Raw genomic sequence first — 21,776 nt, 5'->3', positions numbered from 1 at the left:
CATTTCAGGGCAAGCCCCAACAATAAGGCCAAGTTGCGCACAACTTGAGTGCATTAGTTAGTCACTCGACTTTTAGTATGCCTGCACTGGATATACCGACGTTTATTCGTCGCACTTCCCAGTGCCTGGGTGACGCTTCAAACATGAACTCCGGCCATCTAGTGGCACGATTAACAATGAGGTAAATGCGATGCGCATCAGCATATTTGGTTTGGGTTACGTCGGCGCGGTATGTGCCGGTTGTCTGTCTGCACGGGGCCATGAGGTCGTTGGCGTAGACATCTCCAAGGAAAAGATCGACCTGATCAACGCGGGTAAATCCCCCATCGTTGAACCGGGTCTGGGCGAGCTGTTAAGCCAGGGCGTTCAAACCGGCCGACTGCGCGGCACCACCAATTTCGCCGAGGCAATCCGTGATACCGACCTGTCGATGATTTGCGTCGGCACGCCGAGCAAGAAGAACGGCGACCTGGAACTCAACTACATCGAATCGGTGTGCCGCGAGATCGGTTTTGTCCTGCGTGACAAGACCTCCCGTCACACCATCGTGGTCCGCAGCACCGTGCTGCCAGGTACCGTGGCCAATGTGGTGATTCCGATTCTCGAAGACTGCTCGGGCAAGAAAGCCGGCGTCGACTTCGGCGTCGCCGTAAACCCTGAGTTCCTGCGTGAAAGCACCGCCATCGCCGACTACGACCTGCCGCCGATGACCGTCATCGGTGAATTCGACACCGCTTCCGGCGATGTTCTGCAGTCGCTGTACGAAGAACTCGACGCGCCGATCATCCGCAAGGACATCGCCGTCGCCGAGATGATCAAGTACACCTGCAACGTCTGGCATGCGACCAAAGTGACCTTCGCCAACGAGATCGGCAACATCGCCAAGGCGGTGGGTGTCGACGGTCGCGAAGTGATGGAAGTGGTCTGCCAGGACAAGACCCTCAACCTGTCCCAGTACTACATGCGCCCGGGCTTTGCCTTCGGCGGTTCCTGCCTGCCCAAGGACGTGCGCGCCCTGACGTACCGCGCCGGCTCCCTCGACGTGGATGCGCCGCTGCTCAACTCGCTGATGCGCAGCAACGAGTCCCAGGTGCAAAACGCTTTCGACATCGTTTCCAGCCACGACAAACGCAAAGTCGCCCTGCTGGGCCTGAGCTTCAAGGCCGGCACCGATGACCTGCGCGAAAGCCCGCTGGTGGAACTGGCAGAGATGCTGATCGGCAAGGGTTTCGACCTGAGCATCTACGACAGCAACGTCGAATACGCTCGCGTGCACGGCGCCAACAAGGACTACATCGAAGGCAAGATCCCTCACGTGTCGTCCCTGCTCAACTCGGACTTCGACGAAGTGATCAACAACTCCGACGTGATCATCCTGGGCAACCGCGACGAGAAGTTCCGTGCCCTGGCGCACAACGCCCCCCACGGCAAGCAAGTGGTCGACCTGGTGGGCTTCATGTCCAAGGCCACCAGCGTGAGCGGCCGTACCGAAGGCATTTGCTGGTAACAGCAACGGCAAGTTTCAAGCGGCAAGCGTCCTGATCCCCGGCGCTTGCTGCTTGAAGCCTCCTTCACCTGCGGAATGACGCCTATGTCCAAGTTAAAACACGTACTCCTCCAATCTGCCGGCTGGCTGTTTTTCCTGAGCCTGCTGATGGGACTCGCCCTGCTGTTGCCGGCGAGTACGTTCGACTCAGAGTCGAAGAATTTTATTTTCCTGATTGGCGCCGTCGGTATCTGGCGCTACTCGATGGGTGCTACGCATTTCTTTCGCGGCATGCTGTTCCTGTACGTGGTCTACCCGCACCTGCGGCGCAAAGTGCGCAAGCTGGGCAAGGCAGCAGACCCGTCCCACGTATTCCTGATGGTTACCAGCTTTCGGATCGACGCGCTGACCACGGCCCAGGTCTACAGCTCGGTGATCCGCGAGGCCATCGAATGTGGCTTCCCTACCACCGTGGTCTGCTCCCTGGTGGAAATGTCCGATGAGCTGCTGGTCAAGAGCCTGTGGGCCAGGATGAACCCGCCCGACCACGTCAAGCTGGACTTCGTGCGCATCGCCGGTACCGGCAAGCGTGACGGCCTGGCCTTCGGTTTTCGCGCCATCTCCCGCCACCTGCCGGACAACCGCGCCGTAGTGGCCGTGATCGATGGCGACACCGTGCTCGCCGAGGGCGTAGTGCGCAAGACCGTGCCGTGGTTCCAGCTGTTCGGCAATGTCGGCGGCCTGACCACCAACGAGTTCTGCGAAGTGCGCGGCGGCTACATCATGAGCGAGTGGCACAAGCTGCGCTTCGCCCAGCGCCACATCAACATGTGCTCCATGGCCCTGTCCAAACGCGTGCTGACCATGACCGGCCGCATGTCGGTATTCCGCGCCAACGTGGTCACCGACCCGGGCTTCATTGCCGATGTGGAAAGCGACTCGCTGCAACACTGGCGCCTGGGCCGCTTCAAGTTTTTGACCGGTGACGACAAGTCCAGCTGGTTCAGCCTGATGCGCCTGGGCTACGACACTTTCTACGTACCGGACGCCGCGATCCACACCGTGGAACACCCGCCGGAAAAGAGCTTTATCAAGGCCAGCCGCAAACTGATGTTCCGCTGGTACGGCAACAACCTGCGCCAGAACTCACGTGCCCTGGGCCTGGGTATGCGTCGCCTGGGCCTGTTCACCAGCATCGTGCTGTTTGATCAACGCGTGTCGATGTGGACCTCCCTGCTGGGGCTGACCGTGGCGATCATCGCCACCTTCAAATACGGCGGCGCGTTCATCCTCGCCTACCTGCTGTGGATCGGCATCACCCGCCTGATTCTGACCCTGCTGCTGTCGTGCTCCGGCCACAAGATCGGCCCGGCTTACCCGGTGATTCTCTATTACAACCAGATCATGGGCGCGCTGGTGAAGATCTACGTGTTCTTCCGCCTTGATCAACAGTCCTGGACCCGCCAGGACACCAAACTGACCCGCGATTTGGCCAGCTTTCAACGTTGGTTCAACACCTGGTCGTCTCGGACCATGACCTTCTCCGCCGGCAGCATTTTCGTCGCCGTGTTGCTGATGATGGTTTGACCCTGCCAAGCCTGAATTAACTAGGAACTAAACACCATGAATAGCCCAGTAAACGCCAACGTTGTCCACGAATCCGAAGCCCAGCGCCAACACGCCCGGGTCAAAATCCCGGCCAAGCTGCGCTTCTTCGGCGCCGATCAAACACCGATGGAAGTGCGGGTGATCGACCTGTCAGCCGGCGGCCTGGCCTTCAACGCCCCGCAGCAGCCGCTGAAAGTCGGCGATGTGCACAAGGGTCGCTTGCAGTTCGTGATCGACAACCTGGGCCTGGCGATGGACGTCGAGCTGCAGATTCGCTCCTACGACCGCCAGACCGGCCGCACCGGTTGCCAGTTCCAGAACCTCGATGCACAAGACATCTCCACCCTGCGCCACCTGATCACCTCGCACCTGGCCGGTGACATCGTGACCATGGGTGACGTGCTGGCAACCCTGCAACGCGACAACTTCACCAAGGCGCGCAAGGTCAAGGACGGCGGCAGCAACATGAGCGTCGGTGGCCGCCTGCGGGCCGTGACTTTCAGCCTCGGGATCTTCGTGGTGGGCCTGGCGGCATTCGGCTTCGTGGTCAAATCGGTGTACGGCATGTACTTCGTCAGCCACGCCACCTCCGGCCTGGTGAGCGTGCCCGGGATGAACGTGACCATGCCCCGCGATGGCACCGTGCAAAGCCTGATCAAAGGCGATGCGGTCGCCGCCAAAGGCGCGCCATTGGCAACCTTCAGCACCAGCATGCTCGACGTACTCAAGGGCCATCTGGACGAAGACCAGCTGCAACCGGCCAAGGTCGAAGAGCTGTTCGGCAAGCAAATGACCGGCACCCTCACCTCCCCGTGCGACTGCGTCGTGGCCCAGCAACTGGTCGCCGACGGTCAGTACGCCAGCAAGGGCGACGTGATCTTCCAACTGGTGCCACGCGGCAGCCAGGCCAACGTTGATGCGCGCTTCTCCTATCGCCAGTTTGCCGACGTTCGCCCGGGCACCCGCGTGAACTTCCAGGTAGCGGATGAAGAGCAGGTACGCACCGGCACCATCGTCAGCAGCACCAGCCTGAACAGCAGCGAAATGTCCTCCGACATCCGCGTGCAGATCAAACCCGATGCCCCGCTGGACAGCACCTACGCCGGTCGCCCGGTTGAAGTGACCAGCGATCGCGGCCCGTCCCTGAACTGGCTGATCGACAAAGCCATGGCCAACGGTCTGTAAGCAGAGGACATGCCTGTGATGACTCTCTCAAAAACACCGCAATCCCTGTGGGAGCGGGCTTGCTCGCGAAAGCAGTGTGTCAGCCAACACATGCATCAACTGACAGGGCCCCTTCGCGAGCAAGCCCGCTCCCACATGGGAACTGTGGCGTTGCTGGCTGTTGCGGTCAGCCTCGCCGGTTGCGCCGGTCTGCCCGACCAACGCCTGGCCAATGAAGCGCTGAAACGTGGCGACACCGTCACTGCCCAGCAGAACTACCAGCAGCTCGCGGATTTGGGCTACAGCGAGGCCCAAGTGGGCCTGGCGGATATCCAGGTCGGCACCCGCGACCCCGAGCAAATCAAGCAGGCCGAAGCGACGTACCGCGCGGCCGCCGATACCTCGCCCCGTGCCCAGGCACGCCTGGGCCGCCTGCTGGTGGCCAAGCCCGGCGCGACCGAAGCCGAACACCATGAAGCCGAAGGCCTGCTGAAAAAGGCCTTTGCCAATGGCGAAGGCAACACCCTGATCCCGCTGGCAATGCTCTACCTGCAATACCCGCACAGTTTCCCGAACATCAACGCCCAGCAGCAGATCAGCAAATGGCGCGCCTCGGGTTACCCGGAAGCCGGTCTCGCCCAGGTGCTGCTGTATCGCACCCAGGACACCTACGACCAGCACCTGGATGAAGTGGAAAGCATCTGCAAGGCCGCACTGAACACCACCGATATCTGCTACGTCGAGTTGGCCACGGTCTACCAGAAAAAAGCCGAGCCGGAAAAACAGGCCGACCTGCTCAAGCAGATGGAAGCCGGCTACAGCCGCGGCACCGTCACCGCCCAACGGGTCGACAGCGTGGCTCGTGTACTGGGTGATGCAAGCCTGGGCAAGACCGACGAAAAAACCGCCCAGGCCCTGCTGGAAAAAATCGCCCCCGGCTACCCGGCCTCCTGGGTCAGCCTGGCACAACTGCTCTACGACTTCCCGGAACTGGGTGACGTCGACCAGATGATGAAGTACCTCGACAACGGCCGCGCCGCCGACCAGCCCCGCGCCGAACTGTTGCTGGGCAAGCTCTACTACGAAGGCAAGTGGGTCCCGGCTGACGCCAAGGCCGCCGAAGAACACTTCCAGAAAGCCGTCGGCCGCGAAGTCGCCGCCGACTACTACCTCGGCCAGATCTACCGCCGTGGCTACCTGGGCAAGGTCTATTCGCAAAAGGCCCTGGACCATCTGTTGACCGCTGCGCGCAACGGCCAGAACAGCGCCGACTTCGCGATTGCCCAGCTGTTTTCCCAAGGCAAGGGCACCAAGCCCGACCCGCTTAACGCCTATGTCTTCAGCCAGTTGGCCAAGGCCCAGGACACGCCGGAAGCCAACGACCTGGCGACCCAGCTCGAAGCGCCGCTGACCCCGGAACAACGCGCCGAAGGCCAACGCCTGGTGCAACAGGAGCTGGCCGTGCGCGGCACCCTGGCCCAAAGCACGCTGCAATTGCACGCCCTGCAAGAAGAAGACGGCGAGGAATCCCTATGAAGCTCAACCCATTCGTCAAGGCCGGTATCGGCCTGACCTTCGCCCTGCTGTGGTCGTGCCCGACCCTGGCGGCGCTGACCGAAGCCAAGAACTTCGGCCTGGAAGTCAAAGTCACCGGCCAGTCCGAAGATGACCGCGACCTGGGCACCCAGAAAGGCGGCGACGTCAACGGCATCGGCCTTGACCTGCGCCCGTGGATCTACGGTGAAAGCGGCAACTGGAGCGCCTACGCCATGGGCCAGGCCGTGACCTCCAGCGACATCATCGAGACCGACACCCTGCAACAGTCCTCGGATGACGCCACTCAACAGACCAGCAATGACGACCGCAAGAGCAAGAAGAACTACCTGGCGATGCGCGAGTTCTGGGTCGCCTATGGCGGCTTCACGCCCTACCCCGGCGAGATCCTCAAGCTCGGTCGCCAACGCCTGCGCAATGACGACGGCCAATGGCGCGACACCAATATCGAAGCGCTGAACTGGACCTTCGACACCACCTTGCTCAAGGCCAATGTCGGCGTCGCCGAGCGCTTCAGCGAATACCGCACCGACCTCAAGGAACTGTCGCCCAAGGACAAGGACCGTCAGCACCTGTACGCCGACGCCGCCTACCAGTGGACGCCAGGCCAGTGGATCGGCCTGCGCGCTCACCACACCCATGATGACGGCAAGCTCGACTACCCGGAACCGGGCGTGGCCACCGACTCGCTGGACAAGCGCGAGAACGGCGACCTGACCTGGCTCGGCATCGAAGCCAACAGCGACGCCTACAACTGGCGCAACACCAACACCGTCAACTACTGGGCGAGCGTCACCGGCATGCAGGGCGACCGCGACACGGTCAACGCCTTGAACGCCGACGGCACCCGCCCGGCCAACGCCAAGCGCAGCGATGACGTGAATGGCTGGGCCACCGACCTGGGTGTACGCCTGCGCCTCGACCCGCAGTGGCAAGTGGGCGCCGCCTACTCCCGCGCCAGTGCCGAATACGAGCAGAACGGGCTGCAAAGCAACCGTTCGAACTGGACCGGTACCCAGTCCCGCGTCCACCGCTTCGGCGAAGCGTTTCGCGGCGAGATGAACAACATGCAGTCCATGAGCCTGTTCGGGTCCTGGCAGCTGCGCGAGGACTATGACGCAAGCCTTGTGTACCACAAGTTCTGGCGCGTAGACGGCAACAAGCCGGTGGGCAGCAACGGCATCGATGCCGTGCAGAACAACACCGATGACGTGACCGGCGCGATCCTGTCCAGCACGTCCCTGCCGCTTGAAGACGGCAAGAAAGATCTCGGCCAGGAGATGGACCTGGTGGTCACCAAGTACTTCAAGAAAGGCCTGCTGCCGGCCGGGCTCAGCCAGTCGATCGACGAGCCGTCGGCCCTGGTGCGCTTCCGTGCAGGCGTGTTCAAGCCGGGCGACGCCTATGGCAGCCAGGTCGACTCGTACATGCATCGCGCCTTTGTCGACGTGATCTGGAAGTTCTGATGGGAGCCTGCGCAATGAAGTCTCAAAGCCTGCTCGTCGCGGCCATGCTGCTGGCCAGCGCCTCGGCCTTCGCCGACAAAGCGCCGACCATCGCCAAAGAGCTGCAACAGGCCAAGACCTACACCATCTCCAGCCCGCCGACCGAGCCGCTGGAGATGGCCAAGCCTGCGCTGCCGGACGTGTCCGGCTACACCGCGGCCAATATCGCGAAAAAGATTGTGCGTACCAAGCCAGGCAAAATCAGCATCCGCCGGATGATGCAGGAAGACGCCCTGAAGGACTTCATCGGCGGCGACAACAAGATGGCCGAATGGGTAGTGCGCCAGCACGGCATTCCCCAGGCGATCTTTGTCGACGACGGCTACATGAACCTCAAGGACCTGCTGAAGAAAGTGCCCAAGCAGTACTTCAGCGAAACCTCGCCGGGGGTGTTCCTGGCCAAGTTGCCGATCGTGGTGGGCCGTAAAGGCATTCTCGAAATCGACAAGCAGACTCAAGAGCTGCGCCTGTCCCAGGAAGCCGGTTCGTTCCTGATCAACGACGGCCAGTTGTTCGTACGTGACACCAGAATCACCGGCTGGCGCGAGAAGACCAACGGCCCGGCGACCTTCCAGTCGCCCAAGGAATTCCGCCCGTTCCTGCTGGCCTGGGGCGGCACCGAGACCTACATCGCCAACAGCAAGATGGCCAGTTTCGGCTACGCCAACAGTAAGTCGTATGGCGTGAGTATTTCCCAATACACGCCGAACATGGCCAAGGTGCTCAAGCGTCCTGAACCGACGGGCTGGATCGTCGACTCCGAGTTCTCGGACATGTGGTACGGCTTCTACTGCTACGAAACCACCGGCTTTGTGCTCAAGGGCAATACCTACAAGGACAACATCGTCTACGGCATTGACCCCCACGACCGTTCACACGGCCTGATCATCACCGACAACACCGTCTACGGCACGAAGAAGAAGCACGGCATCATCATTTCCCGGGAAGTGAACGACAGCTTCATCTTCAACAACCGCAGCTTCGACAACAAGCTCTCGGGCCTGGTGATCGACCGTAACAGCGTCAACAACCTGATCGCCGACAACGAGATCTACCGCAACCACACCGACGGCATCACCCTCTATGAGAGCGGCGATAACCTGCTGTGGGGCAACAAGGTGATCAGCAACCGTCGCCACGGCATCCGCGTGCGTAACAGCGTGAACATTCGCCTGTACGAGAACATTGCCATGGCCAACGGGCTGACCGGCGTGTACGGCCACATCAAGGATTTGACCGACACCGACCGCGACATCGCCCTCGACCCGTTCGACACCAAGGTCTCGCTGATCGTGGTCGGCGGTGAACTGGCCGCCAACGGCAGCGGGCCGCTGTCCATCGACTCGCCGTTGAGCGTCGAGCTGTACCGCGTATCGATGCTTGCGCCGACCAAATCCAGTGGCATCAGCTTCTCGGGCGTTCTTGGCGATCGCCAGGAAGAGATCCTCGACTTGCTGGTACGCCAGAAGAAAGCCGTGCTGATCGACCCTGTCGAACGCCAGACCGAAATGCAGGACTGAGGATGACCTTTATGCACCCACACATGATCAAACTGCTCAGCCTTTCGGGTTTGACCCTCGGCCTGCTCGCGGCCAGCCAGGGCGTGCGCGCCGACGAAATCAAGGCGCCAACCTTCACCGCCGAACCGTGCTGCAGCCTGTGCCCGGCCGCCCACGACGCGAAGAACTACACCACGCGCTACCAGCAGAACTTCACCACCCTGGTGCAAGCCCAGGGCGATTGGCTGTTCCGGACCCAGGAAGACCTGCGCACCGAATTCGACACCAGCCCCGCCGGCTACAAACGCATGCAGCAGCTGCACGATGCGTTCAAGAGCAAGGGCGTGGAACTGGTGGTGGTCTACCAGCCGACCCGTGGTTTGGTGAACCGCAACAAGCTCAACCCTGAAGAGAAAGCCAGGTTCGATTTCGACAAGGCCCTGGGCAATTACAAGACCATGCTCGGGCGCTTCGCCAAGATGGGCTACGTCGTGCCGGACCTGTCGCCGCTGACCAACGAGCAACTGCCGGACGAGTTGCCGGCCCACGATTTCTACTTCCGCGGCGACCAACACTGGACGCCATACGGCGCCCAGCGCACCGCCAAAATCGTCGGCGCCAAAGTGCGGGCGATGCCTGAGTTTGCCGGCATCCCGCAACGTGAGTTCGAGACCAAACGCTCCGGGCGCATGGGCAAGACCGGCACCCTGCACAACATGGCCGGGCAACTGTGCGGCACCAGCTACGCGATCCAGTACATGGACCAGTTCACCACCGAGCCCAAGGGCGAAGCGGCGGACGGCGACCTGTTCGGTGATTCCGGCAACCCGCAGATCACCCTCGTGGGTACCAGCCACAGTGGCAAGAACTACAATTTCGCCGGCTTCCTGGAACAGGAAATCGGTGCCGACATCCTTAACGTCGCCTTCCCCGGTGGTGGCCTGGAAGGCTCGATGATCCAGTACCTGGGCAGCGAAGAATTCCAGAAGACCCCGCCGAAGATCCTGATCTGGGAATTCTCGCCGCTGTATCGCCTGGACCAGGAGACCATCTACCGCCAGATGATGTCGCTGCTGGACAACGGCTGTGAAGGCAAGACCGCCCAGATGAGCGCCAGCACCACGCTGAAACCCGGCAAGAACGAATTGCTGGTGAACAGTTCGAACAAAGACCTGCGCAACAGCAGTCACCAGGTCGACATCCGCTTCGCCGACCCATCGGTGAAAACCCTGCAAGCCACCCTCTGGTACATGAACGGGCGCCACGAGGACATCAAGATCGAGAAACCCGAAACATCCGATACAGACGGGCGTTTCGCCTTTGAACTGCGCACCGATGAAGACTGGGCCACGCAAAACCTGCTGGCCGTGGAAGTGCAGGGCCCTGAAGCGGGCCAGGCCGCGCAGAAAGTCGAAGCGAAAATTTGCACACGCAACGTATTCCCCGCCGGTGGTCAACAGACTGCTTCGGCCGGGCAATGAGGTTACCTATGCAGAAGTTATTGATTCCATCGTTGCTGGGCCTGGCGATCTTCGCCGGCTCCGTCAATGCCGCCGCGCCATTGCGTCCGCCGCAAGGCTATTTTGCGCCGATCGAGGCGTTCAAGACCGGCGACTTCAAGAATGACTGCGACGCCATGCCCGCGCCGTACACCGGCTCGCTGCAGTTTCGCAGCAAGTACGAAGGTTCGGACAAGGCTCGTTCCACCCTGAATGTGCAGTCCGAAAAAGCCTTTCGCGACAGCACCGCCGACATCACCAAGCTGGAAAAAGACACCAGCAAGCGCGTGATGCAATTCATGCGCGACGGTCGTCCGGAGCAGCTGGAATGCACGCTGAACTGGCTCACGAGCTGGGCCAAGGCCGATGCATTGATGTCCAAGGACTTCAACCACACCGGCAAGTCCATGCGCAAATGGGCACTGGGCAGCATGGCGTCAGCCTATGTGCGCCTGAAGTTCTCCGACTCTCATCCGCTGGCCAACCACCAGCAGGAGTCGCAGTTGATCGAAGCCTGGTTCAGCAAAATGGCCGACCAGGTGGTGAGCGACTGGGACAACCTGCCGCTGGATAAAACCAACAACCACTCCTACTGGGCTGCCTGGTCGGTGATGGCGACCTCCGTCGCCGTGAACCGCCGCGACCTGTTTGACTGGGCCGTGAAGGAATACAAGGTCGGCGCCAACCAGGTGGATGCCCAAGGCTTCCTGCCGAACGAATTGAAGCGTCAGCAACGGGCCCTGTCGTACCACAACTACGCCCTGCCGCCGCTGGCGATGATCGCCAGTTTTGCCCTGGTGAACGGTGTGGACCTGCGCCAGGAAAACAACGGCGCGTTGAAACGCCTGGGTGACAAGGTGCTGGCCGGGGTGAAAGACCCGGAGATCTTCGAGCAGAAGAACGGCAAGGAACAGGACATGAAGGACCTCAAGGAAGACATGAAATTTGCCTGGCTTGAGCCCTTCTGCACCCTCTACACCTGCGCCCCGGATGTGATCGAGCGCAAGCACGGGATGCAGCCGTTCAAGACGTTCCGCCTGGGGGGTGACCTGACCAAGGTCTACGACCCGACGCATGAGAAAGGCAACAAAGGCAGCTAGTCGCTGATCGTTCCCACGCTCCGCGTGGGAATGCAGCCAGGGACGCTCCGCGTCCCAAAAGCGGACGCAGAGCGTCCAGTGAGGCATTCCCACGCAGAGCGTGGGAACGATCACATAGCCCTCTCATTTCGGTGGGGGGTTTGGGGGGGCCGTTGGCCCTTGACTGTTGGTTAAACATGGAGAGATCGGGATGGTTTTCTCGTCCAATGTGTTCCTGTTCCTGTTCTTGCCGATCTTCCTCGGCTTGTACTACCTGAGCGGGCAACGCTATCGCAATCTGCTGCTGCTGGTTGCCAGTTATGTGTTCTACGCCTGGTGGCGAGTGGACTTCCTGGCGCTGTTCGCCGCCGTGACGCTGTGGAACTACTGGATCGGCCTCAAGGTCGGTGCGGCAGGCGTGCGCACCAAGCCCGCCCAGCGCTGGCTGCTGCTGGGCGTGGCGGTCGATCTGTGCATCCTCGGCTACTTCAAGTACGCCAACTTCGGTGTCGACAGCATCAACCTGATGATGAAGTCGGCGGGCCTGGAACCCTTCATCCTCACCCACGTGCTGTTGCCAATCGGGATCTCGTTCTACATCTTCGAGTCCATCAGCTACATCATCGACGTGTACCGCGGCGACACCCCGGCCACCCGCAACCTGATCGACTTTGCGGCGTTCGTGGCGATCTTCCCGCACCTGATTGCCGGCCCGGTGTTGCGCTTTCGCGACCTGGCCGACCAGTTCAACAACCGCACCCACACCCTCGATAAATTCTCCGAGGGCTGCACGCGGTTCATGCAGGGTTTCATCAAGAAGGTGTTTATCGCCGACACCCTGGCGGTGGTCGCCGATCATTGCTTCGCCCTGCAAAACCCTACGACGGGTGACGCCTGGCTCGGCGCACTGGCGTACACCGCGCAGCTGTACTTCGACTTCTCCGGCTACAGCGACATGGCCATCGGCCTGGGCTTGATGATGGGTTTCCGCTTCATGGAAAACTTCAAGCAGCCGTACATCAGCCAGTCGATCACCGAGTTCTGGCGGCGCTGGCACATCAGCCTGTCCACCTGGCTGCGTGACTACCTGTACATCACCCTGGGCGGCAACCGTAAAGGCACGCTGACCACCTACCGCAACCTGTTCCTGACCATGCTCCTCGGTGGCCTGTGGCACGGTGCGAACATCACCTACATCGTGTGGGGCGCCTGGCACGGCATGTGGCTGGCGATTGAAAAAGCCATCGGCCTCAACACCGCACCGCGCAGTTTCAACGTTGTGCGCTGGGCCTTCACCTTCCTGCTGGTAGTGATGGGTTGGGTGATCTTCCGCTCGGAAAACCTGCACGTCGCCGGCCGTATGTACGGCGCGATGTTCAGCTTCGGCGAGTGGTCGCTGTCGGAACTCAACCGCGCCAGCCTCACCGGCCTGCAAGTGGCAACCCTGGTGGTGGCGTACGCAACCCTGGCGTTCTTCGGCCTGCGGGACTTCTACAGCAACCGCCCACCGGAAAAAACCAAGCCTGCGGTGAACACCCAGGCCGATGGCCCGGCGACTGCGCAACCGGGCTTGATCAAGGCCATACCGGGCGACAACCCGGGCAGCATCCATGAGCCCGGCTACACCGTGGGCACCGAGGCCACCGTGCAACCGGCCTACTGGAGCGCCACCTGGCCACGCTACGCCATGCGCGCCGCAGTACTGCTGCTGTTCGTGGCGTCGATTCTCAAACTTTCGGCGCAGAGCTTCTCGCCGTTCCTTTACTTCCAGTTCTGAGGGAGCCGACCATGACCCGTTCATTACGCGTCCTCTACATCGCCTTGTTCCTCGCCGTGCTGCTGGCGTTGGGCGCCTGGTCGATGCGCAGTTTCTTCGGCTTCAGCACCAACGCCGACGCCACCGTGCTCAACGGCCGCTGGACCAAGGCCGTCGAGACCCACTACGACGACCAGTTCCCGATCAAGCGCCTGGGCACCAACCTCTGGGCAGCGCTGGACTACAAGCTGTTCAACGAAGGCCGCCCTGGCGTGGTGATTGGCCGCGACCACTGGTTGTACAGCGACGAGGAATTCAACCCGATCGTCAACGAAGACCAGAACCTGCAAGGCAACTACGCCTTGGTGGAAGGCGTGCGCCAGAAGCTCAAGGCCCAGGGTATCCAACTGGTGATGGCGATCGTGCCAGCCAAGGTGCGGCTGTACCCGGAACACCTGGGTGAAGTGCAGCCGGCGAGCATCCGCGCCGGTCTGTACCAGGACTTCCATGCCCGCATGGCCGCCGACAAGATCGTCGCCCCTGACCTGATGGGTCCGCTGCAACAGGCCAAGCTGCACGGCCAGCAAGTGTTCCTGCGCACCGACACCCACTGGACCCCGGACGGCGCTGAAGTGGCGGCCAAAGAATTGGCCAAGACAATTGCCAACAAAACGCCCCTGAGCGGCGAGCCTCAACGCTTTGTCACCGAAGCCGAGAAGACCGAGCCACACAAGGGCGACCTGCGCCTGTTCCTGCCGCTGGACCCGCTGTTCGAAAACCTGATGCCGCCCAAGGAGCCACTGCAAAAACGCGTGACGCACCTGGCTGAAACCAAAGGCGACGATGCGCTGTTCACCGACAGTGAAACCCCGGTGGCCCTGGTGGGCACCAGCTACAGCGCCAACCCGAACTGGAACTTTGTCGGCGCGCTGAAGCAAGCCCTGGGCAGCGACGTCATCAACTACTCCGAAGACGGCCACGGCCCGATCCTGCCGATGCTCAGCTACCTGAAAAGCGACGACTTCAAGAACAGCCCGCCACAGGTGCTGATCTGGGAGTTTCCCGAGCGTTATTTGCCTGTGAACAACGAAATCGGCGATGCCGACCCGCAGTGGGTTGCGCAGCTCAAACAAGCCGGTATGCGCCAACAGAACATGGCTATCAACACCCCCACCGTTAAAAACATGAACTCCGAGACGCCCGACCGGGCGCAAAACTGAAAGAGAGGTAACTCACATGACTTTCACTACTAACCTCGCAAAAACTTTTGCCCTCGTCGCCGGCATGAGCGTTGTTTCGATGTCCGCCTTCGCCGGTGGCGACGCCGCCCTCTACGGTCCCGTCGCGCCAAAAGGCTCGAGCTTTGTGCGGGTGTACAACGCCAGCAACCAGGAAGTCAGCGCCACCGTCGGCAGCACCAACCTCAACGAGGTTGCACCGCTGGCCAGCAGTGACTTCAGCTTCATGCCGGGCGGTGACTACAGCGCCAAGGTCGGCAGCCAGACCCTGCCGGTCAAGCTCGCCGCCGACCACTACTACACCCTGGTCAGCAGCGGCAGCGGCCAACCGCAACTGATCGAAGAACCGCCGTTCAAGAACAAGCAGAAATCCCTGGTGCGCGTGCAGAACCTCAGTGACAAGTCGCTGACCCTGAAAACCGCCGATGGCAAGACCGACGTGGTCCAGGCCGTGGCCGCCAAGGGCCGTGGCGAGCGCGAGATCAACCCGGTGAAGGTCAGCCTGGCGCTGTATGAAGGCGATAAAAAAGTCGGCGACGTGAAGCCGGTAGCTCTGGAACGCGGTGAGGCCGCAGTGCTGTACGTCACCGGCACCGGCGCCAACCTGTCGCCAGTGTGGGTGAAACGCCCTGTGTCGACCCGCTGATTAGATTTTCAGATTGACGCTGCCCCCTGTGGGAGCTGGCTTGCCTGCGATGCGGACAACTCGGTGTATCAGGTACACCGAGGTGATGCCATCGCGGGCAAGCCCGGCTCCCACAGGCTCTAACCAAATTTGATTCAAGGAGAAACACCATGATCCCAGTAATCCTTTCCGGTGGTAGCGGCTCACGTCTTTGGCCGCTTTCGCGTAAACAGTTTCCCAAGCAGTTCCTGGCCCTGACCGGCGAGCACACCTTGTTCCAGCAAACCCTGGAGCGCCTGGTGTTCGACGGCATGGACGCGCCCATCGTGGTGTGCAACAAGGACCACCGCTTTATCGTCAACGAGCAACTGGCTGCCCGCAAACTGGAAACCCAGCGCATCCTGATGGAGCCGTTCGGCCGCAATACCGCGCCGGCCGTGGCCCTGACGGCGATGATGCTGGTCAACGAAGGCCGCGACGAACTGATGCTGGTGCTGCCCGCCGACCACGTGCTGGATGACCAGAAAGCCCTGCAACGCGCCCTGGCCCTGGCCACTGTGGCGGCTGAGCGTGGCGAAATGGTGCTGTTCGGTGTGCCGGCCACCCGTCCGGAGACCGGCTACGGCTATATCAAGTCGACCAACGATTCGCTGCTGCCCGAAGGCGTCAGCCGCGTGCAACAGTTCGTGGAAAAACCCGATGAAAAACGCGCCGCCGAATTCGTCAAGAGCGGTGGTTATTTCTGGAACAGCGGCATGTTCCTGTTCCGTGCCAGCCGCTTCCTCGAAGAGCTGAAAAAACACGACCCGGACATCTACGACACCTGCCTGCTGACCCTGGAACGCAGCAACCAAACCGCCGACACCATCGACATCGACGAATCCACCTTCGCCTGCTGCCCGGACAACTCCATCGACTACGCCGTGATGGAAAAAACCCAACTGGCCTGCGTGGTGCCGTTGACTGCCGGCTGGAGCGACGTGGGTTGCTGGGCATCGCTGTGGGACGTGAATGAAAAAGACGCCAACGGTAACGTCAGCAAGGGCGACGTGGTGATCCAGGACAGCAAGAACTGCATGATCCACGGCAACGGCAAGCTGGTGTCGGTGATTGGCCTGGAAAACATCGTGGTGGTGGAAACCAAGGACGCGATGATGATTGCCCACAAGGACAAGGTCCAGGGCGTCAAGCAGATGGTCAACACCCTCAACGAGCAGGGCCGCAGCGAAACCCAGAACCACTGCGAGGTGTACCGTCCATGGGGCTCGTACGACTCGGTGGATATGGGCGGGCGCTTCCAGGTCAAGCACATCTCGGTGAAACCGGGCGCGTGCCTGTCGTTGCAGATGCACCACCACCGCGCCGAACACTGGATCGTGGTCAGCGGCACCGCCGAAGTCACCTGTGACGAGAACGTGTTCCTGCTCACCGAAAACCAGTCCACCTACATCCCGATTGCCTCGGTGCACCGTTTGCGTAACCCGGGCAAGATTCCATTGGAGATTATCGAGGTGCAGTCCGGCAGCTACCTGGGTGAAGACGATATCGAACGCTTTGAAGATATCTACGGTCGATCCACGCCAATCGAGCGTGGCGTTTCGGTGAAAACCATCGCGCAGTAAACAGAGCAGCACAACAAGCCCCCGCCCCACCGACTGCGTCCCCTATCCGCAGCCGGTGGGCCGGGGGCTTTTTCTTTGGGGCCGGGGAACCCGAAGATGGTCAACTCCACCTACGCTTGGTTAGGATGCCCGTTCCGTTTTCGAGGTTGTTGCCATGTTCTTTGGTGTCTTGCTGATTATCACCTGGCTGATCCTCTTGCTGCGCTACCCCGCCAGGGCGTTGCCGGTTTCCCTCGCGGCCGCCGTCGGCCTGGGCCTGGTGGCGGTATGGGTGGTGTGGCTGGACAACCGCGAGGCCCAGCAATTGGCACGCCTGGAACTGCGTACCGTCTACGCGCCGAAAGAATGCCCCGCAGACCGCCCGCTCAAGCTCACCTTGAACAACGGCAACAACGTACCGCTGACCGAACTGCGTTGGCGCATCGCCGCGTATGCGCCGGGCGATACGGTCAACCTGGCAGACAACGTGTACGCTGCCCCGCGCTATCGCGGCCCCGGCGAACTGCAGGCCGGCGCCACCTGGGAAGACTGCCTGCCAGTGCCGCCGCTGCGCCCCGGCTACCGCCCGCAAACCCTGGAATTTCGTGCCGAGCATTTGCAAGGCAGCTTCTCTGACTGATAACGACAAAGGACTGATCCATGCCCAACGTACTGATCACCGGGTGCTCCAGTGGCATTGGCCGTGCCCTGGCGGACGCCTTCAAGCAAGCCGGCTTTGACGTGTGGGCCAGCGCCCGGCGCAGCGAGGATGTGGCGGCACTCGCCAGCGCCGGCTTTAACGCGGTGCAACTGGACGTCAACGACAGCGCTGCACTGGCGCAGTTGGCCGGGCAGGTCGGCGAGCTGGACGTGCTGATCAACAACGCCGGCTACGGCGCCATGGGCCCGTTGCTCGACGGCGGCACCCAGGCGATGCAGCAGCAATTCGAGACCAACGTATTCTCAGTGGTCGGCGTGACTCAGGCGCTGTTCCCGGCCCTGCGTCGCCGTAAAGGGTTGGTGGTGAATATCGGCAGCGTGTCCGGCGTGTTGGTCACACCGTTCGCCGGTGCGTATTGCGCCTCGAAAGCCGCAGTGCATGCCTTGAGTGATGCGTTGCGCATGGAGCTCGCACCGTTTGACGTGCGGGTGATGGAAGTGCAGCCAGGCGCCATCGATACAAGTTTTGCAAAAAACGCCGGCACCCAGGCCGAACTGTTGATCAATGAAAAGTCGCCTTGGTGGCCACTGCGCGAAAGCATCCGCGCCCGGGCCAAGGCCTCCCAGGATCGGCCTACGCCCGCCAGCCAGTTTGCGGCAGACGTGCTCAAGGCCGTGCAACAGACCACGCCGCCGCGCCTGTTGCGCTCGGGTAATGGTTGCCGGGCACTGCCATTGATGGCGGCGTTGCTGCCCAAGGGTTTGCTGGAGACCGTCTTGAAAAAACGCTTTGGCCTGAGCGGCCAGCTCTAAGAGCCCCCGCCTCCCCGTGGCGAGGGAGCTTGCTCCCGCTGGGCTGCGCAGCAGCCCCAAAACCATCCATCCAAGTTTCCTGAAAGAATGCGCTGACCTTTTCAGGGGTGCTTCGCCCCCCAGCGGGAGCAAGCTCCCTCGCCACACGGTTTCTCGGCTGATCAGCCTTTCATGAAATCAATGAAGGCCCGCACTTTCAGGGGCAAATGCCGGGTATCCGGGTACAACGCGTACACCCCCTGCGGCGCAAATCGATACCCCGGCAGCAACCGCACCAAACGCCCCGCATCCAGGTCTTCCTGCACCAGCCACTGGGGCAGGATCGCCACGCCATGCCCGCGCACGGCAAACGCCTGGAGAATGGCGGCACTGTCGGCAACCAGTGAAGCCTTGCCGGGGCCTGGACGGTACAGGTGCTCATGGCCGGCCGGGTCGAGCACCGTCAACTCCGTGAGCCGCCCGTGCCCCAGCTTGGGCAGTTGCTCCAGTTCTTCCAGCGTGGCGACCCCGGCAAACCCTGGTGCAGCCACCGCGAGGATTTCGTAGCTCGACAGCTGCACCGCCCGATGATTGGAGTCGAGCATCCGCCCCAATCGAATAGCCACATCGAAGCGATCGGAGATCAGGTCGGCGTGGCTGGAGGAGGTGGATAACTGGATGTTCAATTCCGGGTGCAGGCCGCGAAAGGTTTCCACTGCCGGCACCACCACCGCCAATCCGTATTCGACGGTGGTGGTGATCCGCAATGTGCCCTTGAGCTGGCTGTGCTCCGAACGGGCTTCTTCCACCGCCAGGCGCGCTTCTTCCAGCATGCGCGTGCAGCGCAGGTAAAAGCGTTCGCCCGCATCGGTCAGTGCCAGTTGCCGAGTACTGCGGGTCAGCAGGGTCACGCCCAGCTCGGCTTCCAGGCGCTTGAGGTTGAAGCTCACCACCGCTCGCGTCTGCCCGAGGACATCCGCGGCTGCCGTCAACGAACCGGCCTCGACCACGGCCTTGAAGGTGTCGAAACGATCCAGGCTGACCATATGCCACGCCCTCCTTTGTCAAAATATTTTTGACAAACTAACAGTCAAACCGCTGTTTCCCAAGTGCCCGCACCCGCCTACCCTGCCGCCATCCACAGCAGGAACTGCGCAATGACCTACCGCTCGAAAGTCACCTGGATCTTTCTACTGGGCTTCGCCCTCGACCTGGTGAACATGTTTGTCGCCACCATCGCTTACCCGGACATCGCCCGCGAGTTGCACGCCTCGGTCACGCAACTGGCATGGATCGGCAACGCCTACATGCTCGGCCTGACCGTCGTCATTCCCCTGAGTGTTTGGCTGGCGGCGCTGCTGGGTGAGCGCCGGTTGATTGCCGTCAGCCTGTTGCTGTTCGGCGTAGCCTCGGTGCTGGTGGGCCAGGCCGCCTCGATTGAAGCGCTGATCGGCTGGCGCCTGTTGCAGGGCTTGGGTGGCGGCTTGTTGATTCCGGTGGGGCAAGCCTTGGCCTATCGGCATTTTCCGCCGGCAGAACGCAGCCAACTGACAGCCAGGGTCATGCTGGTGGCGCTGCTGATTCGGGCGTTGTCGCCAGCATTGGGCGGCCTGGTGGTGGACAGCGTGTCGTGGCGCTGGATCTTTTTCGCCAACCTGCCGCTGGCGCTGATCACCGTGATGCTGACCTTGCGCTGGCTGGTGGCAGACACGCCCGCGTCCACACGCCCGGCGCTGGAGCTCGGTCACGTATTGGGCCAGGCTCGCCGCCCGATGCTGCGGGTCGCGATGCTGGTTTACCTGTTCATCCCGGGCGTGTTTATCGGCACCAGCCTGGTGGCGATTCTTTATCTGCACGGCCTCGGCTTTACCGCCAGCCTCATCGGCGCGCTGATGCTGCCGTGGGCGCTGGCCTCGGGGCTGGCGATTGCCTTGAGCAAAAAACTGTTCAATCGCTGCGGGCCGAGGCCGCTGCTGCTGGCGGGCATGCTGCTGCAAGCCCTCGGCATCCTGTTGCTGATCGAGCCGCACCCGGTTGTCGTGGTGCTCGCCTACCTCCTGATGGGCCTGGGCGGCAGCCTGTGCAGCAGCACCGCGCAAACCCTGGCCTTTCTCGACATTCCGGCCGAGCGCATGGGGCATGCCAGCGCCTTGTGGAACATCAATCGGCAATTGAGTTTTTGCCTCGGTGCCGCCGTGCTCAGTGGGGTGCTGGCTGCGCTGGACTCGTTCACCGTCACCTTCGCGATTGCCGCAGCCTTGACCCTGTTTCCGTTATTTGCCGTACTGTGCCTGGATGCGTCCAAGGTACGGACACTGCTTCACCCTGCCAGCGAGCCCACACGATGATTGACTACCGCGATTTTTTTGATGAAGTGATCCAGGCCCATGTCGAAATCGAACAATGGTTTGCCGGCACAGCCCCCGAGGGAACACTGGAGGTTTTGCTGAAGCGTTTTTCGCCGGACTTTTCCATGATCACCCCGGCGGGCAAACAACTGGATTTTGCACTGCTCAACCAGCTGTTCAGCCAGGCTGGCGGCAAGCGGCCCGGGTTCAGGATCAGCCTCAGCGAGTTTGCCGGGATTGACCGACACGCCCGTGGCGCAACGGTAAGTTATCGCGAACAGCAGGTGGATGGCAGCGGTGCCCAAACCGATCGGCGATCGACCGTGGTGTTTGAAAAACAGGCCAGTGGCGCCCTGCTGTGGCGCCATTTGCACGAGACGTTTCTACAGGCCTGACACGGTAAAAATGTGGGAGCGGGCTTGCTCGCGAATGCGGTGGATCAGTCGATATTTTCGTTGACTGACACACTGCCTTCGCGAGCAAGCCCGCTCCCACATTCAGTTCTGTGTTTGGTTGACGATCACGGTGCAGGTGATCCCCGCCGCCAACAGCACACCTTCCGGCACTTCATCGATATGAATCCGCACCGGCACCCGCTGGGCCAGGCGCACCCAGTTGAACGTCGGGTTCACATCGGCGATCAACTCGCGGCTCTCCGGGTTGTCCCGGTCGTAGATGCCGCGCGAAATGCTTTCCACGTGGCCCTTGAGGGTTTCGCCGCTCATCAACTGCATGTCGGCCTTGTCCCCGACTTTGACGTGGGGCAGCTTGGTTTCTTCAAAGAAGCCATAGACCCAGAACGAGTTCATATCCACCACCGCCATCTTCGCCTCGCCAATACGCGCGTAGTCGCCACGGTGCACGTTGAGGTTGGTGACGTAGCCGTCGACCGCCGCCACCACCTGGGTGCGCTTGAGGTTCAGTTGCGCCGCTTCAAGCTGGGCCAGGGCATGTTGGTAGTCGGCAAGGGCCGAGTCGGCGATGTTACTGGCGTCGTCGCGGTTTTCCTTGGAGATCACCAGGGCGTCGAGGTCGGCGCGGCGGTGGGCGTTGACCTTGCGCATCTCCCAGGTGGCCTTGCGGGACGCCACCAGGGATTGCGCCTGCTTGACCGCAATCTGGTAATGCTCAGGGTCGATCTGCATCAGCAGGTCGCCCTTTTTCACCAACTGGTTGTCACGCACCGGAACGTTGACCACTTCGCCGGTGACGTCGGCGGCGACGTTGATGATGTCGGCGCGCACCCGGCCATCGCGGGTCCAGGGAGTTTCCATGTAGTGCACCCACAACGTGCGGCCAATCCAGATCGCCAGGGCCAGTACCAGCAAGGTCGCGAGCAGGCTGAAAAACTTTTTCATCGGG

At 61.6% G+C, this 21,776-nt stretch carries 18 protein-coding genes; 16 read left to right on the top strand and 2 right to left on the bottom strand.

The window, feature by feature from the left end:
• Positions 1-190: 190 nt before the first annotated feature.
• The 14 genes from HX814_RS20050 to HX814_RS19985 all read left to right on the top strand — a co-directional run bounded on the left by HX814_RS20050 (position 191) and on the right by HX814_RS19985 (position 18,087).
• Positions 191-1,507, top strand: a complete 1,317-nt coding sequence (locus tag HX814_RS20050) for a nucleotide sugar dehydrogenase (RefSeq protein ID WP_003216295.1) — start codon at positions 191-193, stop codon at positions 1,505-1,507.
• Between the two features lie 84 nt (positions 1,508-1,591).
• A complete protein-coding gene (alg8, locus tag HX814_RS20045) occupies positions 1,592-3,073 on the top strand; it encodes a mannuronan synthase (RefSeq protein WP_003216294.1) in 1,482 nt (493 codons plus the stop codon).
• A 36-nt stretch (positions 3,074-3,109) separates the two neighbouring features.
• Positions 3,110-4,279, top strand: a complete 1,170-nt coding sequence (locus HX814_RS20040; RefSeq protein WP_003216292.1) for an alginate biosynthesis protein Alg44 — start codon at positions 3,110-3,112, stop codon at positions 4,277-4,279.
• A gap of 135 nt (positions 4,280-4,414) precedes the next feature.
• Positions 4,415-5,794 (top strand): alginate biosynthesis TPR repeat lipoprotein AlgK, encoded by a 1,380-nt coding sequence (algK, locus tag HX814_RS20035; RefSeq protein ID WP_218166090.1) that lies wholly within the window; start codon positions 4,415-4,417, stop codon positions 5,792-5,794.
• Positions 5,791-7,278 carry an alginate export family protein gene (locus HX814_RS20030; RefSeq protein ID WP_003216288.1) on the top strand — a complete coding sequence of 496 codons (1,488 nt, stop codon included), beginning with the start codon at positions 5,791-5,793 and terminating at the stop codon, positions 7,276-7,278. Before algK ends, HX814_RS20030 begins: the two co-directional genes overlap by 4 nt.
• Positions 7,278-8,837 (top strand): mannuronan 5-epimerase AlgG, encoded by a 1,560-nt coding sequence (gene algG, locus HX814_RS20025; protein WP_043225844.1) that lies wholly within the window; start codon positions 7,278-7,280, stop codon positions 8,835-8,837. Before HX814_RS20030 ends, algG begins: the two co-directional genes overlap by 1 nt.
• 11 nt (positions 8,838-8,848) lie before the next feature.
• Positions 8,849-10,297, top strand: a complete 1,449-nt coding sequence (locus HX814_RS20020) for an alginate O-acetyltransferase (protein ID WP_087692876.1) — start codon at positions 8,849-8,851, stop codon at positions 10,295-10,297.
• Between the two features lie 8 nt (positions 10,298-10,305).
• The gene (locus HX814_RS20015; RefSeq protein WP_177008753.1) at positions 10,306-11,415 is read left to right on the top strand and encodes a mannuronate-specific alginate lyase; all 1,110 of its coding nucleotides are present in this window, start codon (positions 10,306-10,308) and stop codon (positions 11,413-11,415) included.
• A gap of 190 nt (positions 11,416-11,605) precedes the next feature.
• The gene (locus HX814_RS20010) at positions 11,606-13,171 is read left to right on the top strand and encodes an MBOAT family protein (protein ID WP_177008752.1); all 1,566 of its coding nucleotides are present in this window, start codon (positions 11,606-11,608) and stop codon (positions 13,169-13,171) included.
• Positions 13,172-13,182: 11 nt separating this feature from the next.
• The gene (locus HX814_RS20005) at positions 13,183-14,370 is read left to right on the top strand and encodes an alginate O-acetyltransferase (protein WP_177008751.1); all 1,188 of its coding nucleotides are present in this window, start codon (positions 13,183-13,185) and stop codon (positions 14,368-14,370) included.
• A 16-nt stretch (positions 14,371-14,386) separates the two neighbouring features.
• Positions 14,387-15,034: an alginate O-acetyltransferase AlgF gene (locus HX814_RS20000; RefSeq protein ID WP_008434181.1), complete on the top strand. Its 648-nt coding sequence runs from the start codon at positions 14,387-14,389 to the stop codon at positions 15,032-15,034.
• A gap of 149 nt (positions 15,035-15,183) precedes the next feature.
• Complete coding sequence (locus HX814_RS19995; protein WP_003216275.1) at positions 15,184-16,635, top strand: mannose-1-phosphate guanylyltransferase/mannose-6-phosphate isomerase; 1,452 nt, start codon at positions 15,184-15,186, stop codon at positions 16,633-16,635.
• 154 nt (positions 16,636-16,789) lie between these two features.
• Positions 16,790-17,254 carry a hypothetical protein gene (locus HX814_RS19990; protein WP_003216273.1) on the top strand — a complete coding sequence of 155 codons (465 nt, stop codon included), beginning with the start codon at positions 16,790-16,792 and terminating at the stop codon, positions 17,252-17,254.
• A 20-nt stretch (positions 17,255-17,274) separates the two neighbouring features.
• The gene (locus HX814_RS19985; RefSeq protein ID WP_177008750.1) at positions 17,275-18,087 is read left to right on the top strand and encodes an SDR family oxidoreductase; all 813 of its coding nucleotides are present in this window, start codon (positions 17,275-17,277) and stop codon (positions 18,085-18,087) included.
• Positions 18,088-18,248: 161 nt separating this feature from the next.
• Here HX814_RS19985 and HX814_RS19980 read toward each other — a convergent pair whose 3' ends face one another.
• The gene (locus tag HX814_RS19980; protein ID WP_177008749.1) at positions 18,249-19,112 is read right to left on the bottom strand and encodes a LysR family transcriptional regulator; all 864 of its coding nucleotides are present in this window, start codon (positions 19,110-19,112) and stop codon (positions 18,249-18,251) included.
• 111 nt (positions 19,113-19,223) lie between these two features.
• Here HX814_RS19980 and HX814_RS19975 point away from each other — a divergent pair, with 111 nt between their 5' ends.
• Positions 19,224-20,414, top strand: coding sequence for an MFS transporter (locus tag HX814_RS19975; protein ID WP_177015426.1), 1,191 nt, complete (start codon positions 19,224-19,226; stop codon positions 20,412-20,414).
• Positions 20,411-20,809, top strand: a complete 399-nt coding sequence (locus tag HX814_RS19970; RefSeq protein ID WP_102606053.1) for a DUF4440 domain-containing protein — start codon at positions 20,411-20,413, stop codon at positions 20,807-20,809. Before HX814_RS19975 ends, HX814_RS19970 begins: the two co-directional genes overlap by 4 nt.
• 102 nt (positions 20,810-20,911) lie before the next feature.
• On the opposite strand, the gene HX814_RS19965 is transcribed toward HX814_RS19970, so the two are convergent.
• Entirely contained in the window at positions 20,912-21,772 is an 861-nt protein-coding gene (locus HX814_RS19965) for an HlyD family secretion protein (protein WP_087692839.1), read from the bottom strand.
• Positions 21,773-21,776: the final 4 nt, after the last annotated feature.

Source organism: Pseudomonas sp. C8002 (genome assembly GCF_013385765.1).
Lineage (GTDB): Bacteria > Pseudomonadota > Gammaproteobacteria > Pseudomonadales > Pseudomonadaceae > Aquipseudomonas.
Note: the sequence above shows the minus strand (reverse complement) of the source record. Positions and strands in the feature narration are given on the sequence as shown.

What these genes read in the sequence shown, in the direction of transcription:
- HX814_RS20050 (WP_003216295.1), top strand. Translation starts at nt 191, where the DNA reads ATGCGCATCAGCATATTTGGTTTGGGTTACGTCGGCGCGGTATGTGCC.
- alg8 (WP_003216294.1), top strand. Translation starts at nt 1,592, where the DNA reads ATGTCCAAGTTAAAACACGTACTCCTCCAATCTGCCGGCTGGCTGTTT.
- HX814_RS20040 (WP_003216292.1), top strand. Translation starts at nt 3,110, where the DNA reads ATGAATAGCCCAGTAAACGCCAACGTTGTCCACGAATCCGAAGCCCAG.
- algK (WP_218166090.1), top strand. Translation starts at nt 4,415, where the DNA reads ATGGGAACTGTGGCGTTGCTGGCTGTTGCGGTCAGCCTCGCCGGTTGC.
- HX814_RS20030 (WP_003216288.1), top strand. Translation starts at nt 5,791, where the DNA reads ATGAAGCTCAACCCATTCGTCAAGGCCGGTATCGGCCTGACCTTCGCC.
- algG (WP_043225844.1), top strand. Translation starts at nt 7,278, where the DNA reads ATGGGAGCCTGCGCAATGAAGTCTCAAAGCCTGCTCGTCGCGGCCATG.
- HX814_RS20020 (WP_087692876.1), top strand. Translation starts at nt 8,849, where the DNA reads ATGCACCCACACATGATCAAACTGCTCAGCCTTTCGGGTTTGACCCTC.
- HX814_RS20015 (WP_177008753.1), top strand. Translation starts at nt 10,306, where the DNA reads ATGCAGAAGTTATTGATTCCATCGTTGCTGGGCCTGGCGATCTTCGCC.
- HX814_RS20010 (WP_177008752.1), top strand. Translation starts at nt 11,606, where the DNA reads ATGGTTTTCTCGTCCAATGTGTTCCTGTTCCTGTTCTTGCCGATCTTC.
- HX814_RS20005 (WP_177008751.1), top strand. Translation starts at nt 13,183, where the DNA reads ATGACCCGTTCATTACGCGTCCTCTACATCGCCTTGTTCCTCGCCGTG.
- HX814_RS20000 (WP_008434181.1), top strand. Translation starts at nt 14,387, where the DNA reads ATGACTTTCACTACTAACCTCGCAAAAACTTTTGCCCTCGTCGCCGGC.
- HX814_RS19995 (WP_003216275.1), top strand. Translation starts at nt 15,184, where the DNA reads ATGATCCCAGTAATCCTTTCCGGTGGTAGCGGCTCACGTCTTTGGCCG.
- HX814_RS19990 (WP_003216273.1), top strand. Translation starts at nt 16,790, where the DNA reads ATGTTCTTTGGTGTCTTGCTGATTATCACCTGGCTGATCCTCTTGCTG.
- HX814_RS19985 (WP_177008750.1), top strand. Translation starts at nt 17,275, where the DNA reads ATGCCCAACGTACTGATCACCGGGTGCTCCAGTGGCATTGGCCGTGCC.
- HX814_RS19980 (WP_177008749.1), bottom strand. Translation starts at nt 19,112, where the DNA reads ATGGTCAGCCTGGATCGTTTCGACACCTTCAAGGCCGTGGTCGAGGCC.
- HX814_RS19975 (WP_177015426.1), top strand. Translation starts at nt 19,224, where the DNA reads ATGACCTACCGCTCGAAAGTCACCTGGATCTTTCTACTGGGCTTCGCC.
- HX814_RS19970 (WP_102606053.1), top strand. Translation starts at nt 20,411, where the DNA reads ATGATTGACTACCGCGATTTTTTTGATGAAGTGATCCAGGCCCATGTC.
- HX814_RS19965 (WP_087692839.1), bottom strand. Translation starts at nt 21,772, where the DNA reads ATGAAAAAGTTTTTCAGCCTGCTCGCGACCTTGCTGGTACTGGCCCTG.